This window comes from Clostridium cellulovorans 743B (assembly GCF_000145275.1).
Classification (GTDB): Bacteria; Bacillota; Clostridia; order Clostridiales; family Clostridiaceae; genus Clostridium_K; species Clostridium_K cellulovorans.
In genome coordinates, this window is sequence record NC_014393.1 from 3,815,900 (window position 1) to 3,837,575 (window position 21,676).

The following is a 21,676-nucleotide window of genomic DNA, read 5'->3' on the forward strand; positions in this document are numbered from 1 at the left end:
TTTCCTACAATGTAAATTATAACATATTATTACAATACTTGAACACTAATCGACAAAACCAAAATCAACTTATTTAAAACAACTTAAAAATCTCTAATTAATGGTTACTACTTACCTTTAAAACTATACTTGTCTATATAATGCTATTATGGCTAAAAAGTCAAGGCAACAATTATTTATACATGATATCCTATTTTTACATTATGTATCATTTTTTGCTTTAGATTCATAAAAACTTATTTAGGAGGGAAAAAAATGAATAAAAGAAGTAGAATTGCGGCATTTATTACCGCAAGTATTATGACTCTTGGCTTAGCTATGACAGCAAATAGCCAAATAACAAAAGCTATAACATCAAATCCTAGTGCCGAAAAGACCATTGTACGCGATAATATGACAACTACTCAATTAGTTGCAGACATGGGGCTTGGTTGGAACTTAGGTAATACACTTGAATCATGTGGTAGCTGGATTACTGGCAACTCAGTATCAAGTTATGAAACTGCATGGGGAGCTCCTATTACCACAAAAGCGATGATTGACGGTGTTCATAACGCAGGATTCAATTCAATACGTATTCCTGTGGCATGGTCAAACCTTATGGCTGCTGATTATACAATCAGTCCAGCACTACTTTCTCGTGTTGAAGAAGTTGCAAACTATGCACTTGATAATAACATGTATGTAATTATCAATCTTCATTGGGACAGCGGTTGGTTAGCAGGATTTTCTACTAACTATGATGAATGTATGAAAAAATACAAATCAATTTGGACACAACTAAGTGAACGTTTTGCTAATTATGGAGACCACCTAATTTTTGAATCATTAAATGAAGAAGCTTGTTTCAATGATATCTGGAATAGATGGGGTGGCACTACTGGAAAAGATAAGGCATATGGAATTGCCAATAACATCAACCAAGCCTTTGTAGATTTAATAAGAAGTTCAAAGGGGAATAATCCAAAGCGTCATTTATTGATTGCAGGTTATGCAACAGATATTCCGCTTACTTGCGATCCTTTATACAAAATGCCAACTGACCCAGCAAACCGTTGCGCTGTTTCAGTACATTACTATACTCCATCTACTTTTACAATCTTAGAACAAGATGCTGACTGGGGTAAAGCACGTACTACCTGGGGAACAGCTGAAGACGTTGCAGAACTTCAAAACTATATGAATATGATGAAAGTTAATTTCATTGATAAAGGTGTTCCTGTAATAGTTGGTGAATATGGTACAAACAACAAAAACAAAACAACTGATATGGTAAGATTATATCTAACTTCTGTAGCTAAAGAAGCATATAAGCTTGGAATGTGCCCAATGTTATGGGATGCTGGTAACATGGTTATGTATGATAGAAACGCTTGTCAATTTAAAGATCCTCAATTCATTACTGAAATGAAAACTATTAGAGATACAGCTCGCCCAACAACTCAAATTATCTATGGTGATTTAAACAATGATAAAAAAGTAAATGCAATTGACTTCGCATTAATGAAAAAATACATATTAGATAATTCAACACCAATAGATTTAAAGATTGCAGATCTTAATGGTGACGGTAAAGTAAATGCACTTGATTATGCAGTATTTAAGAAATTTTTATTAGGTCAAATAACAAAGTTCCCTGTACAAAGTTAGAATTGGTGCAAGTTCTAAAGGATTTGTCCGTATAAAGTTTTTTGTCTAAACTGTATAAATATAACTTATTCCTGATAATAACTTAAACAGCCTAATATGATAAAATATCATATTAGGCTGTTGTTATGTTAAAATCTGATATACTATTAACTTTGTTAAGCTATGCTACTCTTTACTACATCAAGCCTTGTTTGTAGATTTACTTTTTCATCCCCTGCTGGTAATAAGTTTATAGCTGTTTGCGCTAAATTGACATTTGCTAGAGTTCTAGTAGTTTCTGCAGCCTCTACCTTTGTTGTGGCATTATTCAAATTAGTCGTATATGTTATATACGTTTGTACTGCTGTTAATCTGTTTAATAGGTTAGTTTTATCTGTTACATTGCTTAATGCATTTACTAAAGTCTTTGCACTATTTACATCTGCTTGTAATTTACTTTCTTCTGCTTTAACTACAGCATCTGTTGCTATCTTCAATTTTCCTTGGTAATCTATATAAGTTTTCACTGCGTTAAGTCTTGTCTGTAGAGCCGTTCTTTTAGCGTCACCTACAGGTAACATATTGATATCAGCTTGTGCCAAATCTACATTCTCCTGTGTTTTATTATTCTCTGCTTCTACTACTTTCGCTGTAGCATTAGCTAAATTAGCTATGTAATCCTCTACCTTTGCTAACCTGTTTAATAAAGTTGTTTTATCTGCATCATTGGTTAAACCATTTATTAAAACTTTTGCTGCATCTACAGTTTCTTGTAACTTACTTCCTTCCGCTTTAACTACTGAAGCTTCAGCTGCTACATATGCTTTTACTATGTCTAACCTATTTTGTAGAGATATCCTTCCTTCATCACCACTTGGTAGTAAGTTTACAGCTGTTTGCGCTAAATTAACATTTGCTAGAGTTCTAGTAGTTTCTGCAGCCTCTACCTTTGTTGTGGCATTATTCAAATTAGTCGTATATGTTATATACGTTTGTACTGCTGTTAATCTGTTTAATAGGTTAGTTTTATCTGTTACATTGCTTAATGCATTTACTAAAGTCTTTGCACTATTTACATCTGCTTGTAATTTACTTTCTTCTGCTTTAACTACAGCTTCTGTTGCTACATTTAATTTCCCCTGATAATCTATATAAGTTTTCACTGCGTTAAGTCTTGTTTGTAGAGCCGTTCTTTTAGCATCACCTGTAGGTAATCTATCAATACTTTCTTGAGCTGAATCTACATTTTCCTGTATTTTATTATTCTCTGCTTCTACTACATTTGCTGTAGCATTCTCTAAATTATTTATATATGTATCAACTTTAATTAATCTATAAAATAAAGTCATTTTATCTTCATCATTTGTTAAGTCATTTATTAAAACTGTTGCAGCATACACATCTTCTCTCAAGCTACTTTTTTCTGCTTTAACCACTGAAGCTTCAGCTATTAGATATGTTTTTACTACATCTAGTCTATTTTGTAGAGATACCCTTTCTTCATCATCAACTGGCAATAAATTTATAGCTGTTTGTGCCAAAGTAACATTTGCTTGAGTTCTAGTAGTTTCTAAATTAATTACCTTTGTAGTAGCATTGTTTAAATTAGTCGTATATGTTTGTACTACTGTTAGTCTTTTTAGCAAATTGCTTTTATCTGTTACATTACTTAAAGCATTTACCAAAGTCTTTGCACTATTTATATCGACTTGTAACTTACTTTCTTCCGCTTTAACTACTGCTGCTGTAGCTGTTGCCAATTGATCTTCATAAGCTGTAGAATTTTCCAATGCACTTACGTAAGTAGGCTCAGTAAGAATTAAATTGGATGTAGATACTGTACCAAACACAGTTGCAACAATGGTTAAGTCTGTAATTAGTTTAATTTTCATTTTTTTACCTAAGTATTTCATATCTTCGTTCCCCTTTATATTTTGTATTTAATCCTTTATTTACCACTATACACTATAGCTGGTTTTCATTCAACTTAATAGGATATGTAAAAACTTAATATTTTGTGTATATACTGTTAAATTACAAATTCATATAAAAACCACCTCAAATCCCCCCTTCAAACACCTTATATATTCCTAACAAAAAGCATAGGACATGGCATATCCTATGCTTTAACTATATATAAATTTTTCTTCACTTTATGAGCCTAATGCGTTGACTTTGTATGAGTAATGATTTTACTAACATTACTTATACTATTATGAGGAATTACGTTATTGTTCTCTCTATACTTAGATTATTTTACTAAACTTGAACCCCATGAACCATACCAAGCATATCCTGTTCTTCTCTCTTGATCAATATCAGCAAGTCTATATTTTACTTTACCATCACGGCCTACAAATATTGGCTTATTAGTTCCAATTTCATAAAAACGAGCCCAAATAGGGGTTTTTACACTTGAATCACTTATAACAACAACATCATTATTTTGTTTAACTACTTTTATTCCAGTAATTCCAGTTGCTTTAAACCAATCTGTGGCAGCCTTAATTGACGCAGCTATTTGAGGAGTAGACGGTCTAGTTTTTAAGAAATTTATAATTCCTACGCTTTCACTAGAACAAAGAGACGGAACTTCATAAGCTCTTGCGTTTGTAGGTTTTAAAGTATTTTCATCATGTTGTTGTCCCCAAACTGTTAACTTACCATTAGCTATAACTTGAGTTTTTAATATGCAATCTACACCTTTTGAAACTGCAGTTTTACATCTATTAGCTAAGTTACTATCTACAAATGAAAAATTACCTTTTTTATTTGCAACTTCATCTAAAAGATACATTACATTAATCATTGCATTGTCATTATAAGTAATGTGTTTATGATAACCTTCACTTTTAGCAATCTGTGGCCATCCTCCATTACTATATTGCATATTTAACAAGCAATTAATCCCTTTTATAGCTGCTGCAGAATATGTACTATTTTTAGTTTTTACATATTCAGAAGCTAATCTTTTTATCTCTGAATAAGTATATCCATTATCAATAGTGGAATTTTTCCAATCTCCTGTTGCAGTATTATATCCTTTTGACCATCCGCCATCTGCATTTTGATACTTTAAAATATCTGAAACACTTGCTGTTGATGCACTTGAATTAGCAGCTACTGCTATTTCAGGATGTTGTAATACAACTCCAGCACCACTTAGAATAAACGTGCAAGCTAATGCAAAAGACATAGCCTTTAACCTTGACTTTAATTTCATATTTAACATAATGACACTCCTTTATATATATATCAATAAATTTATGGTCTCCATCCATCTTTGCCCGATAAGACATTTACTTTTGTATACTTAGCAGCCTCGCTACTAGTAAGAGCTTTTGACCAAGTTACTCTTTTAGATCTATTAGCACCAGTACCTGTACATCCAGATTCCTCAAGCAAAGCAGTATTATTTACATTTCTATTGCTCATTTTTAACCATCCAACTGGATTAACCGGAGCATTTAACTTGCAGTTTATATAGGATACATGACAGTAATCTCCATAAGTCCTTCCAAGATATACCGTAGAAGGTTTTTTCCAACTTGGATTAGTTTTTGCTGTATAATTAGCATCTCCATTAGCAGTTAAGGTACAATTTGAAAATACGTAACCATACTTTTGCCCTTGAGGTGTGTTAGCAGCTGTATACATACCACCATCTCTTAACTGATTTAATGTGCAGTTTTCAAAGAAAGCAATAGCACCTCCCCAAATAAAATCAACACTTCCTTGTATAAAACAGTCCTTAAAATATACTCTAGATTTATCAACTCCATAGGTATATGCACATAAAGTATCTTGTCCACTATAAAAGTTGCAGTTATTAAAAGTTGCTCTATCTCCATAGGTGTATACACAAGATGCTTGAACATCATTTCCAGTATCCTTTAAATGACTATTTTCAAAGGATATATTTTGTGCAACAAAATCGTTTGTTGCAACTATTAAAGCTGCACAATCTGCTGAACCATATTTACCACCACTAGGTTTAGCATCTCCATTAGCAACATTATAGGTTAACTTTGTATTATTTTTATTCTCTCCTACTATACTTACATAAGCCTTAGAGATAGTAAGCTGTTCTTTATAAACACCAGGCTTCACATGGATAGTCTTTCTTTTATTGTCATTAATCTTTGCTAAATAGTTATACGCCTCTGTTATTGTTTTATAATTTCCACTTCCATCTTTGGCAACAGTAACATCATAAGAAGTTGCTGCCAAAGCAACTTGGTTTGACATAACCACTGCACCAACAATTGCAGAAGTTACTACAAAAACCAGTGCTTTTCTTAAAATATTTTTCTTCATAAATTCCCCCACTTTTCTCACTTTAATTTATTATTTTTATTTGAAATTTAGAAAAGTAGCTAATTTTTCTAAGCTTCATTTTAAATATAAGATATTTATGATAACTATCATTATCTAGATTACAGCGTTCATTCTAACTAATACAATTCTTTAGATTTTATATTATGTCTTGAATGGAAACGTTACCTTCAAAGGTAAAAAATCGCCAAACTAAATATCATGACAAATTATTTTATAAAAATATATTTGTTTTAACGAAGAACTTCATAATATTATATTGATTCTTCAATATATCAATATACTTTTGATGTAACTTCAATAACACAACTTGTATACAAATAAATTATATCAAATATATTAAAAATTCTCCTTAACTTTCCAGACATATAATAGCATTATTAGGACATTTACCCACCCTTGAAGTAATAAAACTAGCATATAAGTTCACTTTTGAACAAACATATAAACTTTTGATGCAATTTCAATAATTAAGCTTACATATTATTAACTTACGAAAACACAAAAAAGCTAGGATACAAAACTTTAAATTTTAGTTATTTATCCTAGCCCATAATTTCGTTGAAATGTTAGCTATACTTCTATAGAACTTATTTCCTATATAAATAAGCATTATTCCAACATTTACTTTTACATTTTAATACCATATTGCTCCATTGCTTGTTTCAACTTATTCTGATTACCTTCTTCCATCTTCGTTAAAGGTCTTCTAAGTTCACCTACCTGATATCCCATAAGGTTCAACGCTGTCTTTACAGGGATAGGATTTACCTCGCAGAACAATGCTTCTACCAGTGGAATTGCCTCTAATTGCATTTTAGTACTAGCTTTAACATCACCCTCTAGATATTTTGCAACAATATCATGAGTTTGCTTTGGTGCAACATTGGATAAAACAGAAATAACACCAACAGCTCCTAATGATAACAATGGAACTATCTGCTCGTCATTACCTGAATAAATATCAATTTCTCCATTGGCAAGATGAGCAAGCTTTGCTACTTGAGAAATATCACCGCTAGCTTCCTTTATACCTACGATATTTTTAACATTCTTCGCTAAATCCACTACAGTTTCAGGAAGTATATTGCAACCTGTTCTACCTGGTACGTTATAAAGAACAACTGGTATACTTACAGATTCTGCAATAGCTTTAAAATGCTCAAATAATCCTCTTTGTGTTGCTTTGTTATAATATGGTGTAACTAAAAGAAGCCCATCAACCCCCATCTTTTCAGCTTCTTGTGATAAATAGATTGCAGTGTCCGTAGAATTTGAACCTGTTCCAGCTATTACTGGAATTCTTCCATTTACCTTTTTCACAGTATACTGTATTGTCTCCAAATGTTCCTCATGAGTTAGTGTAGATGCTTCACCAGTAGTTCCACAAATGACAATACAATCAGTCTCATTTGCTATCTGATATTCAATTAGTTCACCAAGTTTATCAAAATTAACACGATTATCTTCAGTAAATGGTGTTACAATTGCAACAGCTGCTCCTTTGAAAATAGACATTATTTTGTCCCCCTTTTATTTTATTGTTCGAAACGCAAAAAGCCGCCCAAATAGGACGACCTAAATATACACCAAAAAATATTATGTACATGTAGCGCCCCATCAAATATATTGATGACAGTCATACGGCTCTTAACCGTATCCCCAAGAATCTTATAGTTAAGGATATAAAATTCTTTCGGCGTTATTCCCTTTCCACTATAGTCAGCTATCCTTACATATCCTATAGTCTACTCTTGAGTAACGCAACCTCTACGAAACTTTATGTGTATGGTATCATTATCGAGTTAATATGTCAATAAGTTTTTTCTGCATTGCTTATTATTAAAATTTTTGAGCAGAGTACATACCCCAAATAAGTACTGCTCTGCTCAAAAATACTATATCTTATTTATCTTCTTCAGTAATATCTATCTTTATATGAACATCTTCAAGTTGTTTTTGTTCAACTTCAGATGGTGCACCCATCATAACATCCATAGCATTTTTATTCATTGGGAATGGAATTATTTCTCTTATACTTTCTTCACCTGTGATTAACATAATCATACGATCAACACCTGGTGCTATTCCAGCATGTGGTGGTGCTCCATAGCAGAATGCATTGTACATAGCAGGGAATTTAGCTTTCACATCCTCTTCTCCTAACCCAACAAGTTCAAAGGCCTTAATCATAATTTCAGGGTCATGGTTTCTTACTGCACCTGAAGAAAGTTCAACACCATTACATACTAGGTCATATTGGTATGCTAAAATTTTCTCAGGATCTTCATTCATTAAAGCATCCATACCACCTTGTGGCATTGAGAAAGGATTGTGGCAAAACTCAAGTTTACCAGATTCTTCACCGATTTCATACATTGGGAAATCAACAATCCAACAGAATTCATAGCAATCTTGTTTCATATGAGTTTCAGAAGCATAACCTAATAACTTACGAAGAACTCCGGCAGTCTTCTGAGCTACAAGCTTCTTACCTGCTGTTAATCCAACGAAATCTCCTGGTTTTAGTCCAAGTGCTTCAATAACTTGTTCTTTTTTATCAACTAAGAATTTAGAAATACCGCCAACTAATTCATTATTCTCATCTAGCTTAAACCAGAAAGCTTTGTTTCCTGTTTGAACTTCTACATCAGCACAAATTTTATCTATAACTTTTCTTGTTGCATTAAATTTATCAACAACAATAGCCTTAACAACTTGATTTTCAAAAGGTCCGAATCCACAATCTGCCATCACTTCAGTTGCATCTTGAATTAATAAATCAATACGAAGGTCTGGTTTATCTGATCCATACACTTCCATTGCAGTTGTATACTGAATGTGCTTAAATGGTGCTTTTGACGCAGTCTTATAAACACCATACTTTTCAAACACTGGTGGTAATACTTCTTCAACGATACTGAATACATCTTCCTGTGATGCGAATGCCATTTCCATATCTAATTGATAGAATTCACCTGGTGAACGATCTGCTCTTGCATCTTCATCTCTGAAGCATGGTGCAATTTGGAAGTATCTATCAAATCCAGATGCCATTAATATTTGCTTAAATTGTTGTGGCGCCTGTGGTAATGCATAAAATTTACCTGGGAAGTTTCTAGAAGGAACTAAATAATCTCTTGCTCCTTCTGGAGATGAACATGTAAGAATAGGTGTATTGATTTCTAAAAAACCAAGTTCGTTCATTCTATTTCTAAGATCCGCAACTATTTTACTTCTTAAAATAATCTTTTCCTTAACATTAGGATTTCTTAAATCAAGGTATCGATATTTAAGTCTTGTATTTTCATCTGCTTCTTTAGATTGATTAATTTCAAAAGGTAAAGCATTATATTGGCATTTACCTAATATAGTTATCTTTTCTGGTACGATTTCTATATCACCAGTCGCTAATGTAGCATTTTTGCTTGTTCTTTCACGAACAACTCCTTCTATTGAAAGGGTAGACTCATTGTTAACACTATCAACAATATCCATCATTTCTTCAGTCTCAATAACCACTTGAGTTACACCATAGTAGTCCCTTAATTGAAGAAATCCTAGATTTTTACTTACTCTTCTTATGTTCTCATACCACCCGACAATTATAACGCACTCACCAACATTTGACATTTTAAGTTCGTTACACGTATGTGTCCTTGACTGAATCATATTTTCCATCTTCCTTTATATGTATTTTTATCATATTATGTTATGTCCTATTATGTTATATTATATCATATTAATCTTAAATAATTACTAAAATTTCGCTAAGTACTTATCTAATATCCCATATGGTATTATATCTAATATCCTATTGGTTTTCAACCCTAATATAGCTGTCCCACCTAGTGTTATCTTAGATGGCAAAACTAGATTATGAATATCTACCGAATCAATTAATGAGTTTAAACTCCAAATATAAATCTATGTTCAAGAATTTAAACATAATCTTCTAACTATATATAAGTTAAATTTAAGACTCTGAAATTTAAAACTTCAGAGTCTTACTAGTTCAATAATAAGTATAACTATTAGCTATTCAAATTCAATAATAAATCTGAGGCTTCATTTGTAGAAGATGTTATACTAGTAATATTAGCCATAGCTGCAGGTGAGGAAGTCCCTATAACTTCAATGGCTTTTTCTAAATTAATATCATACACTGATATTACAGGAGAAACATATGTACCTTCTAACACCTTAGTAACATCTTCTGTTTTTAAGGTTTCTCCATTTTTAAACTGTATTTCTTCTAAAGAGTATTTCCCGTAGTTAAAGAATCCTGAAACAGTTACAGAATCAGTGGTTCCATTAAGTTTTATGATTAAATCTGCATTAGATTTTGTTATAGTAGCTTCTGCAAAATTAACATCATTAAATAACAGTCTATCATCATCATTGTCTAGACTAGATACGTTATATACTATATCTGCTCCATCACCTTTATTGAAGATATATGTATCATTACCACCTTCTCCATATAATCCATCATTCCCTGATCCGCCAATTAATTTGTCATCGCCGACTCCGCCGAATAAGGTATCGCTACCTATTCCTCCATCTAAAATATCTGCTCCTTCTTGCCCTGATAATCTATCATTATCTCCTTCTCCATATATAGTATCATTTCCTAACCCACCATATACTCCATCATATACCCCATCGTGACCTGCTCCGCAATATATTGTGTCATCTCCTCCGCTAGCATAAATCGTATCATTTCCCTCTATCGCTACTATAACTTCATTAAGATTTGTTCCACTTATATTGTCATTGCTTGCAGTTCCATATATCGTAAGAGTTTTTAATATTTCATTATCTAAAACTGTTCCATCTGAGAACTTAAATACTTCTATTTTACTGTTCCCGTAGAATTGGTTTGAAATTCTAATACTATCGTTAGTTCCTTTTACACTTATAATTAAGTCATACATTTCTCTTTTCAGATCAATGTTATCCTTCGTGATTCCATCTACAAATTCTATTGTATCTATATCTGTATTTACTGTATCTAATTCACTTATACCATCGGCTCCGAATCCTGATCCAAAGATATATGTATCACTTCCACCTTCTCCATATAATCCATCATTCCCTGATCCGCCAATTAATTTGTCATCGCCGACTCCGCCGAATAAGGTATCGCTACCTATTCCTCCATCTAAAATATCTGCTCCTTCTTGCCCTGATAATCTATCATTATCTCCTTCTCCATATATAGTATCATTTCCTAACCCACCATATACTCCATCATATACCCCATCGTGACCTGCTCCGCAATATATTGTGTCATCTCCTCCGCTAGCATAAATCGTATCATTTCCCTCTATCGCTACTATAACTTCATTAAGATTTGTTCCACTTATATTGTCATTGCTTGGAGTTCCATATATCATTAAACTGTCTATAACATTTTTATCAAAGACACTTCCATCATTTAGGATGAATTTCTCTATTTCATAGCTTGTACTCTTGTAGAAATTTTTTATTATTAATTTATCACTTATATTTTTAATGCTAATCTCTAAGTCATCTAGATTCCTTATAAAACCTATCCTATCAATAGTTATCCCTTCTCCAAATTTTATCGTATCTATAGCTCCTACTGTTTCATCATAATCATCTATCACTATAGTTCCATAGCCAATATTAAAAATATATGTATCTCCATCAATTCCACCATTTAAATAATCATTTCCACCTTTGCCATCTATAACATCAGCTCCAAAATATCCATAAATCTTATCTTCACCTATACTTCCAACAATACTGTTCTTTCCTATAGTTCCTTCAATAACTCCGCTGCCAGTAACATATGTATAATAAGAAGTAATAAATTCATTATTCCAAGCAGTACCATCAAAAAAATCAATTTCCTGTATTTTATAGTGTTCAACTTTATAATAATTTTTAATTATTATCTTATCACTAGTTCCTACTATGCTTATCTCTAAATCTATACCTGTCTTTGTAAAAACTATATTTCCTGGTGTTATATCTTGTCCAAATTTAATTGTATCTATAATTTCTGGAGCCCTATTATCATCTTCTATAACGATTACTCCAAAGCCTAAATTATAAATAACATTTTCTCTACTAATACCGCTATATTTCTCTACAATCTTCTTATCCCAAATGGTACCGTCAGAAAATATGATTTTTTCTATCCTGTACTTATAATCGTAATAATAATTTGAAACCGTAATAGAATCTTCTGTTCCTATAATTGATATTTTTAAACTGTCCCCAACTCTCGTAAATTCTAAATCACTGCCTGTGATATTTTCACCTAATACTATCGTATCAATATTATCAATAGTTTTATCTGAATCCATTATTACATCTTTGCCATAACCACGACTAAAAACATACGTATCATTTCCCATTCCTCCTAATAGTAAATCATTTCCCAATCCACCATCTAACAAGTCATTTCCAATGTTGCCACTTAACATATCATTTTTTTCCGTTCCTTTTAGTTGATAATCTTTCATAATTTCCCCATACCTCCATAATATTTATTATGTTTATAATACACTAAAATTCTACCATTTATTATTTTTACTTACAAATAAATACCTACTTTCTATTATTTTAGCATTTGTATACTTTACTCTAAATTACCAGTGTTTTTGCTAAACTTAAGCTTAAAACTATAACTAAAAGGATATACGTGACAATATGTTAAAACTTTCTATTATTTATATAGTTATAAAGCTAGATTAAAGAATTTTAGCCTAAACTTCTAAATTCTTTAACCTAGCTTCTTTTCCATCTATTTATAAAAAGACCTTGAATACCTTTTCCCATACTTATCTCTATTCTGAACACAACCAATACTTTCGAAACCTATAGTACTAGCAAGTAGATTCTTAATATCAATTACCTTATTACTAACTGTATAAGCTGTCTTTTCACAGATAAACACAGGATCAAGACAAATGGATTCTCCCCCTTTTAGGATCACTTGCTAGATTTGTACCTACAAAATTAACTATAATACGTTAATTGTGCATTATATAAACTGAAATATATTCCATCCTTGTTTTTAACCAATTCATCATGAGAGCCTTCTTGGACAATATGCCCATTATCAAAAACAATAATTCTTTCACAAAATTTACAACTAGACATTCTATGTGAAATATAAACAGTTGTATTATCTAATGCTAGGTCATTTAATCTAGAATATATTTCTGATTCTGAATATGGATCTAAAGCTGATGTTGGTTCATCCAAAACTAATATAGGAGAACCCTTGTAATTTGCTCTAGCAATTGCAAGTTTTTGACTCTCTCCACCCGAAAATTCTGTTCCTTCTTCATCAAATATTTTATAGATAGAAGTGTCAACTCCATACTTTAGCTTTTTAATAGTTCCTTCAAGACCAGCTTGAAGTATAACTTCATTAAGTCTCTCTTCATTATATTCTTTATTTATCACAATATTTTCTTTCACTGAAAACGCAGCCAATGAAAAATCTTGAAAAACAACTGCAAATAATTCTAGATATTTTTTATAATCGTATTCTCTAATGTCTATTCCATTTAATAATATTCTTCCCTCTGTTGGATCATACAACCTAATTAACAACTTAATGAATGTAGTTTTTCCTGCTCCATTAACCCCAACTATAGAAAGCTTGTCCCCTTTTCTAATTTTGAAATTTACATTTTTTAATATCTCATCTTTACTATTAGGATAATGGAATGAAACATTTTCGAATTCTAATTCAAAGTCATTCATATCAGCAGTCTTTGACTTAGATTTATCCATATTATTTTTTATATTTATAAATTCAACATATTCGCTAATAAAACTTATCTTTTTTCTTAATTCTAATATCTGTTCAATAAATTCCTTTAAACTTGTAGAGAATAACGTTGTAGCTGCAATATATAATGAAAATTCGCCTAAAGACAATTCTCCATTTACAGTTTTCATTGAAATAGATGCATATATAATTATTAACTGTACTACTAAGAATACTATTTCAAATACTCCCCAGAACGATAATTTAGAAAAATGCTTTGAAGAAAAACTATCAAACTCATTGGTGAATTTATCTAATTCATCAAAAACTAATCCTTTAGCATTATGCAGTCTAATATCTTTACCACATTTAAAGTCTTTAGCCATATCACAGAAATAACTATATGTACGATTTATTCCTACAGCGGAATTCCAAAAATTCATATCCATTTTTTTTATTTTAAATTGAGTAAACCAACTTAAAACTGTTAATAGGAACAATACTAAAACAACCCATATTTCAATTCTAGAAATAATATATACTGTACCAATAAAAGTTATTAGTTTACTTGTAACATTAATCAAATCAGTTACAATACCCTTTACCCCTCCTGAATAGAAAGACATACCAGTAGTCGCTTTTTCTGCTTGTTCTAACACTTTCACATTTTCAGTAAAGGCATAATCCATGTCCATAGCTCTTTTTCCCATATTTTCTCTATAGTAATCATCAAGTGCAACCAATTCAATATTCATCTTATAATTTAATAGCGTTTTACCTAACATGATAACCACAAGTGATATGACCAAATATATAATTTGAGATATAAAATAAGAACTTCTACAATATCCCTCTAACTCACTGATTACATTACTAGTAATAAAAATTGCAACGAATGGTTCAATTGAATTTAAAATTATATATATGAAAGCAATACCAAAAAAAATTTTTGTTTCTTTCATAATAGAATGTACAAAGTATTTAATTGTATTCATCATTTTTCTAACATTCCCCATATGTAACTTCCTTGTCTCTATAATATTTAGCTTGAACTTCGAACATATCATAGTATTTTCCTTTTTTATTCAACAACTCATCATGCGTTCCGTATTCGATAAGATCACCATATTCGAACATAGCTATTTTGTCACAAAACTTAGTACTTGATAATCTATGGGAAATAAATATAGCTGTTTTATCAGCAATCATTTCATTGAATATAGAATAGATCTTTTTTTCAGCCAAAGCATCTAATGCAGAAGTAGGTTCATCTAAAATTAAATATGGTGCATCACGATATAATGCTCTTGCCATGGCAAGTTTTTGACTCTCTCCACCTGACAATTCAATACCCTCTTCATCTATTATTTTAAGTAACTTAGTATCAATTCCTTTTTCAAGCTTATTTATTTTTTCATATAAACCCGCTTCTCGCAAACAATCAAGTGCAAGTTCTTTATCAGTAGCACTTTCTTTCCTCATAGATGTATTTTGCAGTATTGAAAAGGCAAACATATATATTTCCTGGAATACAACTGAGAACATCTTATAATAATCTTCTCTCGGGATATCCGTAATATCTATATCATTGATTAATATTTTCCCACTTTGTGGTTCATATAATTTTGTTAAAAGTTTTATCATAGTAGTCTTACCTGACCCATTCAATCCAACTACCCCTAATTTTTCTCCTTTTTCTATTACTAAGGAAATATTTCTTAGTGCATATTTTTCACTTCCTGGATATGAAAAAGATACATTCTTAAACTCTATTTTATATGTTTGGGTTAAATCTAAAATACCCTTATTTTTACTTACATAATCATCATCTTCTAAATTAATAAAACCTATTAAATCATTTACTATCAAACTTTGCTGCCTAATATGTGCTATATCATCAAGTGACATATTTAAAGTACTAAATAATGTTCTTACAGCAGAAACACTCATTGTAAAATCACCAATTGACATTCCTTTATTTACTACTGTATTTATTAAGAAGATATACAGGCTCAATTCTACAAGAATATTCATTATATTTCCTATTATATTTGCATCTTTTTTCTTGCTTTCAACATCCTTCAATTTTTCTCTTCTATATGCCGAAACTTTCCTAAACGCATTTACTAACCATTGCGACATGTCATATAGTCTAACATCTTTTCCATTTTTAAAATTATACATTGTATTAAAAATATAATCTCTTTTTCTTTCATGTATTAATAATTCATCACTTACTTTTTTTTCAAACTGCCTAGCTCGTGTGTTAAATACAAAATATATACCTACACCGGCTATAACCATAATTATTAACCATATATTAATAATTCCAATTATAGATATACAGCCTACAAAAGCACCTATTTTTGACGTTATTTTAACACTTCGTCTAAACATACCTTCAAATCCATTTTCATTATAGCTTGATGCTTGATTTGCTCTTTCACACAAATCAAGAACTTTAGGATTCTCAATGTCTGCCTGTTTCATTGACATGAATTTATCAGCTGCTCTTTTTTTAATTTTCATTCTTACAATTATATACCTTGGCCAACTCATATTATCTGAGACACGTACAAGCACAAAGCAGATCAAATATATTGATAATAAAACTAAAATGTCTGAAAGCACCTGATTCTGTGTTTTATGATTTTGTATATCATCTAAAACTATTTTAGGTAAAACAATTAATAACAATGTCTGAATGGAATTGCATATAGAAAATATTAATATGTACAAGAAAAGCAGCTTATCTTCTTTCCAGGATTCTTTCAATATCCACTTCAAATTCTGTAACGTATTATATTTCATTTTTAAGCTCCTTAAACAATTCTTGATTTTTCAAACTTAGTAATATTTGTTCTTCATAATTTTTAATTACTTCATAATAGTCACATTTAGTGTTTTGATATAAATTTATCTCTTTTCCTAAATAGTAATCCTTTAAAATTCTTGTTCTAGTTTTTTCAATAAATTCTATATATTCATCAATGTTTTTATTAAGAATAATGTTGTCTTTTTCTATCATCTTGCACATATAAGAAAAACTTTTTTTAACATTTATAAAATTGCCCATGTTTGTTATAATACTCATAACCGTTTCTTCTTCTAAAGGTTTCTGATATATTTCACTTTTTGATATTTCTTTTATGCAGCGATTATAACTATCAAAATTTTCTTTTGCAATTGAGTATAACTTATATTTCTTATCACTATCTGTTAATGAAGAATTAAAGTCTGATTTTTTGTACACGCTATATACAGGATATTTTTTTATTTCTTTAAAATAGGTAACATATCCCTTAATCATCTCCATTAAATCTTCCTTACTAACACAATTCACTTGATAATTAAGACTATCCTTATGTGAATGTTCAACAACATGGAAATTATTATCTTCATAACCTACAATTAGTAAAGCATGAAGCCAATGTTGTTTATGGTATAAATCAACTATCAATGGTTGATAGTATCCATCTATCCATAATATTACTGGGTCTTGATCTTTTAACACCTCTATAATATCGGAAATTATATTGTCTGAGTATATTCCTTGTTCAACAGTTATACCCTTTTGTGCCCAATATTTATAGGGTTCATCCTGTTCTTTAACTACAATATTTATAAAATTATTTTCAATAATATAAGTACTTTTAAAATCTAGAAGTACTTCTGAGATATCTCTCTTAAATTTATTGAGCAATGAAAACATTGCGTTGTAATAACAATTAATAAAATAAAAATCGTTAAATGGTTCAAAATCATATTTCATAAATGCCTCCAATATATTATCCTAATAAATGTCTTGCATTTTTATATAGTATTTTCTCTCTTTCATCTTCAGTAATATAGTTCATACTATATATCATTTCTACGGCTTTTTTTTGTGATGCAAACATAGGCCAATCTGTTCCAAAGAGTATCTTGTCAGAATAATTCTCACACATAAACCTAATCTTTTTTTCAGTTTCTTTATCACTTATGTAATTTTGAAAACCTGACAATTCCAAGAAAATATTGTCAAACATTAATGGAAGCTCATAACACACATCATATTCCTGAATCGCACCATGTCCTAATATAAACTTGCAATCTTTATATTGTTTTGCTACATTTTTTAATGATTGAGGAAATTTAAAATTACTTTTCATAGATTCTAATGACTTACCAGTGTGAACAAGAATAGGCAATTCATACTTGTTACATATTTCATATAAGGGAAATAGCTCTTTATCGTCTAATTCAAATCCACATGGAGGATATAGTTTTAAGCCTTTAAAATCATATTCATTAATCCCATTTTCAAACAGCTCATAGCCTTCTTTTCCTCTTCTTGGATCACATCCTGCAAATACAATAAGCCTGTCCTTATATTCAGCAATACTCTTTCTATGCTCATCATATATATCTCTTAATGAGAACTCCATGTCTTTAACTCCATATCCAAAATCAGCCATAACTATTACAGTCTTATCAATTCCAGAGTTATCCATACTCTTTATTAATTTCTTACAATCAAAATCATTTAATGTAGTTTTTATCAATGCTTTAACTATTTTATCTGCATCTTCTTTGCCATTAAGAGCTTTATATATATTATTCATAACTCCATTTATCCAATAATCAGGATATATTTTGATGTTGGCTAAGTGAGCATGTATATCAATAATTTTATTAGACATATCAGTACTCTCCTTTAATATATTTTTCCTTGCATAAGTTTCGCTTTATTTTTCCATTTTCAGTAATTTCAATTGCTCCATTATTAACGACAACAATATCATCAATTAAAATATTAAATTTGATAGATACAGTTTCTTTTATTCTGATAATATCCTTATCTGTAATATCCTTATCTATCTCAACTTTTTCAATTATACAAACTATTTTTTCTTCTCCACATGATACTATAGAAAATGTAACTGCTTTATTAATTCCAATTGTTTTGTAATTTGAAATAATGTAACTTTCAATATCTGTTGGATTTATGTTTTTACCATTACATATAATCATTTCCTTAATTCTGCCACAAATAAATAAGCATTCTTGATACCAAAATCCCAGATCGCCGGTCTTATAGTATGTTTTATCGTTACACTTTTTAATTTTTGCTCCAAAAGATTCTTCTGTTAACTCAACATTATTATAATACTCAGTTGCTACATTAGAACCAGTTATCCATATTTCGCCTATTCGATTATCAGTGATAATCTCCGATTTTTCATTGTCAACACATATTACATCTGTTGACGGAATTTTTCTTCCACATGATACTAAAGCTACAGCATTATCAGCATCTTTATCACAGGCTTCTACTATTCCTATATTCAGCTTACTTTGATTGAAATACTTTATAATTGGTTCACGATTAACATCACTTCTTGTAACTAATATTATTGCTTCTGACATCCCATAGCATGGACACATTATACTTCTTCTAATTCCGCATTGTTCATAATATTTAAAGAATCTATCTATTGTTTTAACTGATATTTGTTCTGCACCATTAATAAGCAACTTCAAAGATGATAAATCTAGATTCTCCTTTTGATGTTCTTGTATTTTACTTACACACATTTCAAAAGCAAAATTAGGGGCAAGTGTAATATTAGCATGCGTCTCTGCAATCTTCTCTAACCATATGTACGGATTCTCCATAACAGCTTTAGTTGGTATCAAGTGTACTCTATGCCCTTTGGTAATATATAAAAGCATTCCTGATATTAGTCCCATATCATGGTATAATGGCATCCAATTTACACAGACAACCTCTTTATTATCATTAGAACTTGAAATTACTTCATCAAGATAATCTAGGTGCTCTAACACTGCCTTATGTGTTATAGCAACTCCTTTTGGAATACTTGTTGTTCCTGAGGAATATTGCATAAAAGCATAATCAGGAATTCTTTCTTCTTCAAATTTTTCTTTTGTATATACTAGCTTATCAATAAAAATCCAAGTAGTATTCATACCACTTATTCTTTCATCATTCAATTTATCTATTTCCATCTTTTCTTGAGAAAATGTAAATATAAATTCTGCTTCTGCGTTATTAGCAATATGTATCAACCTGTCTTTAAAATTTGGAGATTCATTTGATGGAAAACTAGGCACTGGTATTCCGCCTGCACACATGACAGAGAAAAAACTATATATGTACTCTAATCCCATGGGGAACATTAGTATAACTTTTTTATTGTATATATCAAATTTTTTTAAAGAATTTGCGATTATACGTATTGTCTCTCCTAATTCTTTATATGAAATCTCGTTATTATCAAACTCTAAACAGATAGTATCTGCTTTTTCCTTTTCATATTTTTTAAAAGAGTCCCATATCGTGTTTAATGAATCATTAATCTTAAGCATATATACACCCCCATTAACATCTTCTATTTTTTAAATTTCTCTACTACATATTTACGATTAAGTTTTAAGTTTGGTGTGAGCATGTTATTCTTTACTGAAAAATCTTCATCTGTACAAGAATATTCTGAAATTCTTTTGCTTAATTCAAGTTGTTTATTAACTGCTTCTATAGCAGCAGCTATCTCTTTATTTGATACCTCTTTATTCCTTTTTACTACTATAGCTTTTACTTTTTTTAAATCATCCGAATATACAATACTTTGTTTTATATATTCATTTTTGTTTATCATTTTTTCTATATCAGCAGGATTTAACTTAATACCATTTTTTAATGTAATTACATCAACGCATCTTCCCCTAATAAATAAAAATCCGTCCTCATCAATGTATCCTATATCGCCAGTTTCTAAAAATCCATCTTTATTAATATTAGATCCATTTTCACTATTTAAATATCCACTACTCCAAAAATACTCTGATTTTACAAGCACCTGCTGTTGACTATCAAATGTAATTTCGTATTGTGGTAAAATCTTACCAACACTACCAAATTTACAGTTGTTAGGGTAGTTTACAGTTAGAACCCCTGTTTCATTTAAACCATAAGATTCAAATAAATCGATATCTGCTTCCTTATATAAAATTAATGTTTTCTCTGATATAGGTGCTGTTCCAGTTACTAAAATCCTTATTTTTCCGCCAAAAATATTTTTAAATTCACCAAATATCCTTTTTCTACATTTTTCATACATACTGTTTATACCCAACTTTTTATATATTTGATAAGTTATATAATAAAGTTTTCGCGAAATGGTTTCACCAAGTTTTATCTTATATAAATTTGCCATGTTTTCGAAAAAGTATGGCACTCCTTGCATAATTGTAGGTTTAAACATTCTAAGTGCACTCATTACTAGTTCTGGTGTAGTTATTGCAACGTTAAACCCTAGCAAAAATGCACTATATATATATAATCTAGAAGTAAAAATACTTAATGGTAAGAAACATAAGTTTTTATCATCTTTTTCAAGTTCAAAGAATTTAACCGAAGACATAATTGTTTGCTCAATTGATTCTTGCCTTAATGCCATGGCTTTAGGAATTCCTGTAGTTCCTGATGAAAAAACAATAGTAAAGTTTCTTTTTCCATTTAATATAGGTATATCAGTTATTTCATCTTCTTTATCATAAAAAGCAACTTGTTCTAAATTTTCTATGTCTATTTGAATATCTAGATTATTCATAAGATCATTATCAGCAAATAAAATTTTAACATCAAATTGATTAATATTGTTTTTTACAATCTCACCACTTAAGGTGTCTGGAAATGCAACTAATACATAGTTACCTATAAAACACGCTACATCTACAACTACCCATTCATAACTATTTTTACCATATACACCTACAGATTGACCTTGCTTAATATCTCTTTTTCTTAAAAAACTAATAACTGATAAAACATCTTTATAAAACTCTGAAAAGTTCTTTTTTATATTTGATTTTTTAGAGTAAAATTCAATATAATTTTCTGAATTATCTTTAATTTTATATGCTAAATTGCTCAGTTCCATTTATGCGCCT

Annotated in this window: 14 protein-coding genes and 1 riboswitch; of the genes, 1 reads left to right on the top strand and 13 read right to left on the bottom strand. The window is 30.3% G+C overall.

The genetic code is table 11. The features are described from left to right. Nucleotides 1-255: 255 nt before the first annotated feature. A complete protein-coding gene (locus CLOCEL_RS15585) occupies nucleotides 256-1,650 on the top strand; it encodes a cellulase family glycosylhydrolase (protein WP_010075900.1) in 1,395 nt (464 codons plus the stop codon). A gap of 155 nt (nucleotides 1,651-1,805) precedes the next feature. Here the strand turns inward: CLOCEL_RS15585 and CLOCEL_RS15590 are convergent, their stop codons facing one another. The 13 genes from CLOCEL_RS15590 to CLOCEL_RS15645 form a co-directional block, all read right to left on the bottom strand. Beyond that, nucleotides 1,806-3,542, bottom strand: coding sequence for a GA-like domain-containing protein (locus CLOCEL_RS15590; protein ID WP_013291826.1), 1,737 nt, complete (start codon nucleotides 3,540-3,542; stop codon nucleotides 1,806-1,808). Nucleotides 3,543-3,880: 338 nt separating this feature from the next. Continuing rightward, a complete protein-coding gene (gene pelA / locus CLOCEL_RS15595) occupies nucleotides 3,881-4,861 on the bottom strand; it encodes a pectate lyase (protein ID WP_010073099.1) in 981 nt (326 codons plus the stop codon). A 32-nt stretch (nucleotides 4,862-4,893) separates the two neighbouring features. After that, the gene (locus CLOCEL_RS15600) at nucleotides 4,894-5,946 is read right to left on the bottom strand and encodes a pectinesterase family protein (RefSeq protein ID WP_010073100.1); all 1,053 of its coding nucleotides are present in this window, start codon (nucleotides 5,944-5,946) and stop codon (nucleotides 4,894-4,896) included. Nucleotides 5,947-6,594: 648 nt separating this feature from the next. Further along, a complete protein-coding gene (dapA, locus tag CLOCEL_RS15605) occupies nucleotides 6,595-7,482 on the bottom strand; it encodes a 4-hydroxy-tetrahydrodipicolinate synthase (RefSeq protein WP_010073101.1) in 888 nt (295 codons plus the stop codon). 84 nt (nucleotides 7,483-7,566) lie between these two features. Continuing rightward, a riboswitch (Lysine riboswitch) is annotated at nucleotides 7,567-7,745 on the bottom strand. Between the two features lie 124 nt (nucleotides 7,746-7,869). Further along, complete coding sequence (gene aspS, locus CLOCEL_RS15610; RefSeq protein WP_010073102.1) at nucleotides 7,870-9,636, bottom strand: aspartate--tRNA ligase; 1,767 nt, start codon at nucleotides 9,634-9,636, stop codon at nucleotides 7,870-7,872. 362 nt (nucleotides 9,637-9,998) lie between these two features. Beyond that, nucleotides 9,999-12,461 carry a calcium-binding protein gene (locus CLOCEL_RS15615; RefSeq protein ID WP_013291827.1) on the bottom strand — a complete coding sequence of 821 codons (2,463 nt, stop codon included), beginning with the start codon at nucleotides 12,459-12,461 and terminating at the stop codon, nucleotides 9,999-10,001. Nucleotides 12,462-12,742: 281 nt separating this feature from the next. Continuing rightward, nucleotides 12,743-12,895: a hypothetical protein gene (locus CLOCEL_RS22860; protein ID WP_010073184.1), complete on the bottom strand. Its 153-nt coding sequence runs from the start codon at nucleotides 12,893-12,895 to the stop codon at nucleotides 12,743-12,745. 62 nt (nucleotides 12,896-12,957) lie between these two features. After that, entirely contained in the window at nucleotides 12,958-14,736 is a 1,779-nt protein-coding gene (locus CLOCEL_RS15620) for an ABC transporter ATP-binding protein (protein ID WP_010073185.1), read from the bottom strand. Then, nucleotides 14,723-16,531 carry an ABC transporter ATP-binding protein gene (locus CLOCEL_RS15625; protein WP_010073186.1) on the bottom strand — a complete coding sequence of 603 codons (1,809 nt, stop codon included), beginning with the start codon at nucleotides 16,529-16,531 and terminating at the stop codon, nucleotides 14,723-14,725. Before CLOCEL_RS15625 ends, CLOCEL_RS15620 begins: the two co-directional genes overlap by 14 nt. Then, nucleotides 16,521-17,492 carry a hypothetical protein gene (locus CLOCEL_RS15630; RefSeq protein ID WP_010073187.1) on the bottom strand — a complete coding sequence of 324 codons (972 nt, stop codon included), beginning with the start codon at nucleotides 17,490-17,492 and terminating at the stop codon, nucleotides 16,521-16,523. The genes CLOCEL_RS15625 and CLOCEL_RS15630 overlap by 11 nt, the downstream gene beginning before the upstream one ends. 16 nt (nucleotides 17,493-17,508) lie before the next feature. Beyond that, on the bottom strand, nucleotides 17,509-18,402 hold the full coding sequence (locus CLOCEL_RS15635) for an amidohydrolase family protein (RefSeq protein ID WP_010073188.1): 894 nt from the start codon (nucleotides 18,400-18,402) through the stop codon (nucleotides 17,509-17,511). 1 nt (nucleotide 18,403) lies between these two features. Continuing rightward, a complete protein-coding gene (locus CLOCEL_RS15640) occupies nucleotides 18,404-20,092 on the bottom strand; it encodes an AMP-binding protein (RefSeq protein ID WP_010073189.1) in 1,689 nt (562 codons plus the stop codon). Nucleotides 20,093-20,115: 23 nt separating this feature from the next. Further along, nucleotides 20,116-21,666 (bottom strand): AMP-binding protein, encoded by a 1,551-nt coding sequence (locus CLOCEL_RS15645; RefSeq protein WP_010073190.1) that lies wholly within the window; start codon nucleotides 21,664-21,666, stop codon nucleotides 20,116-20,118. Nucleotides 21,667-21,676 lie beyond the last annotated feature (10 nt).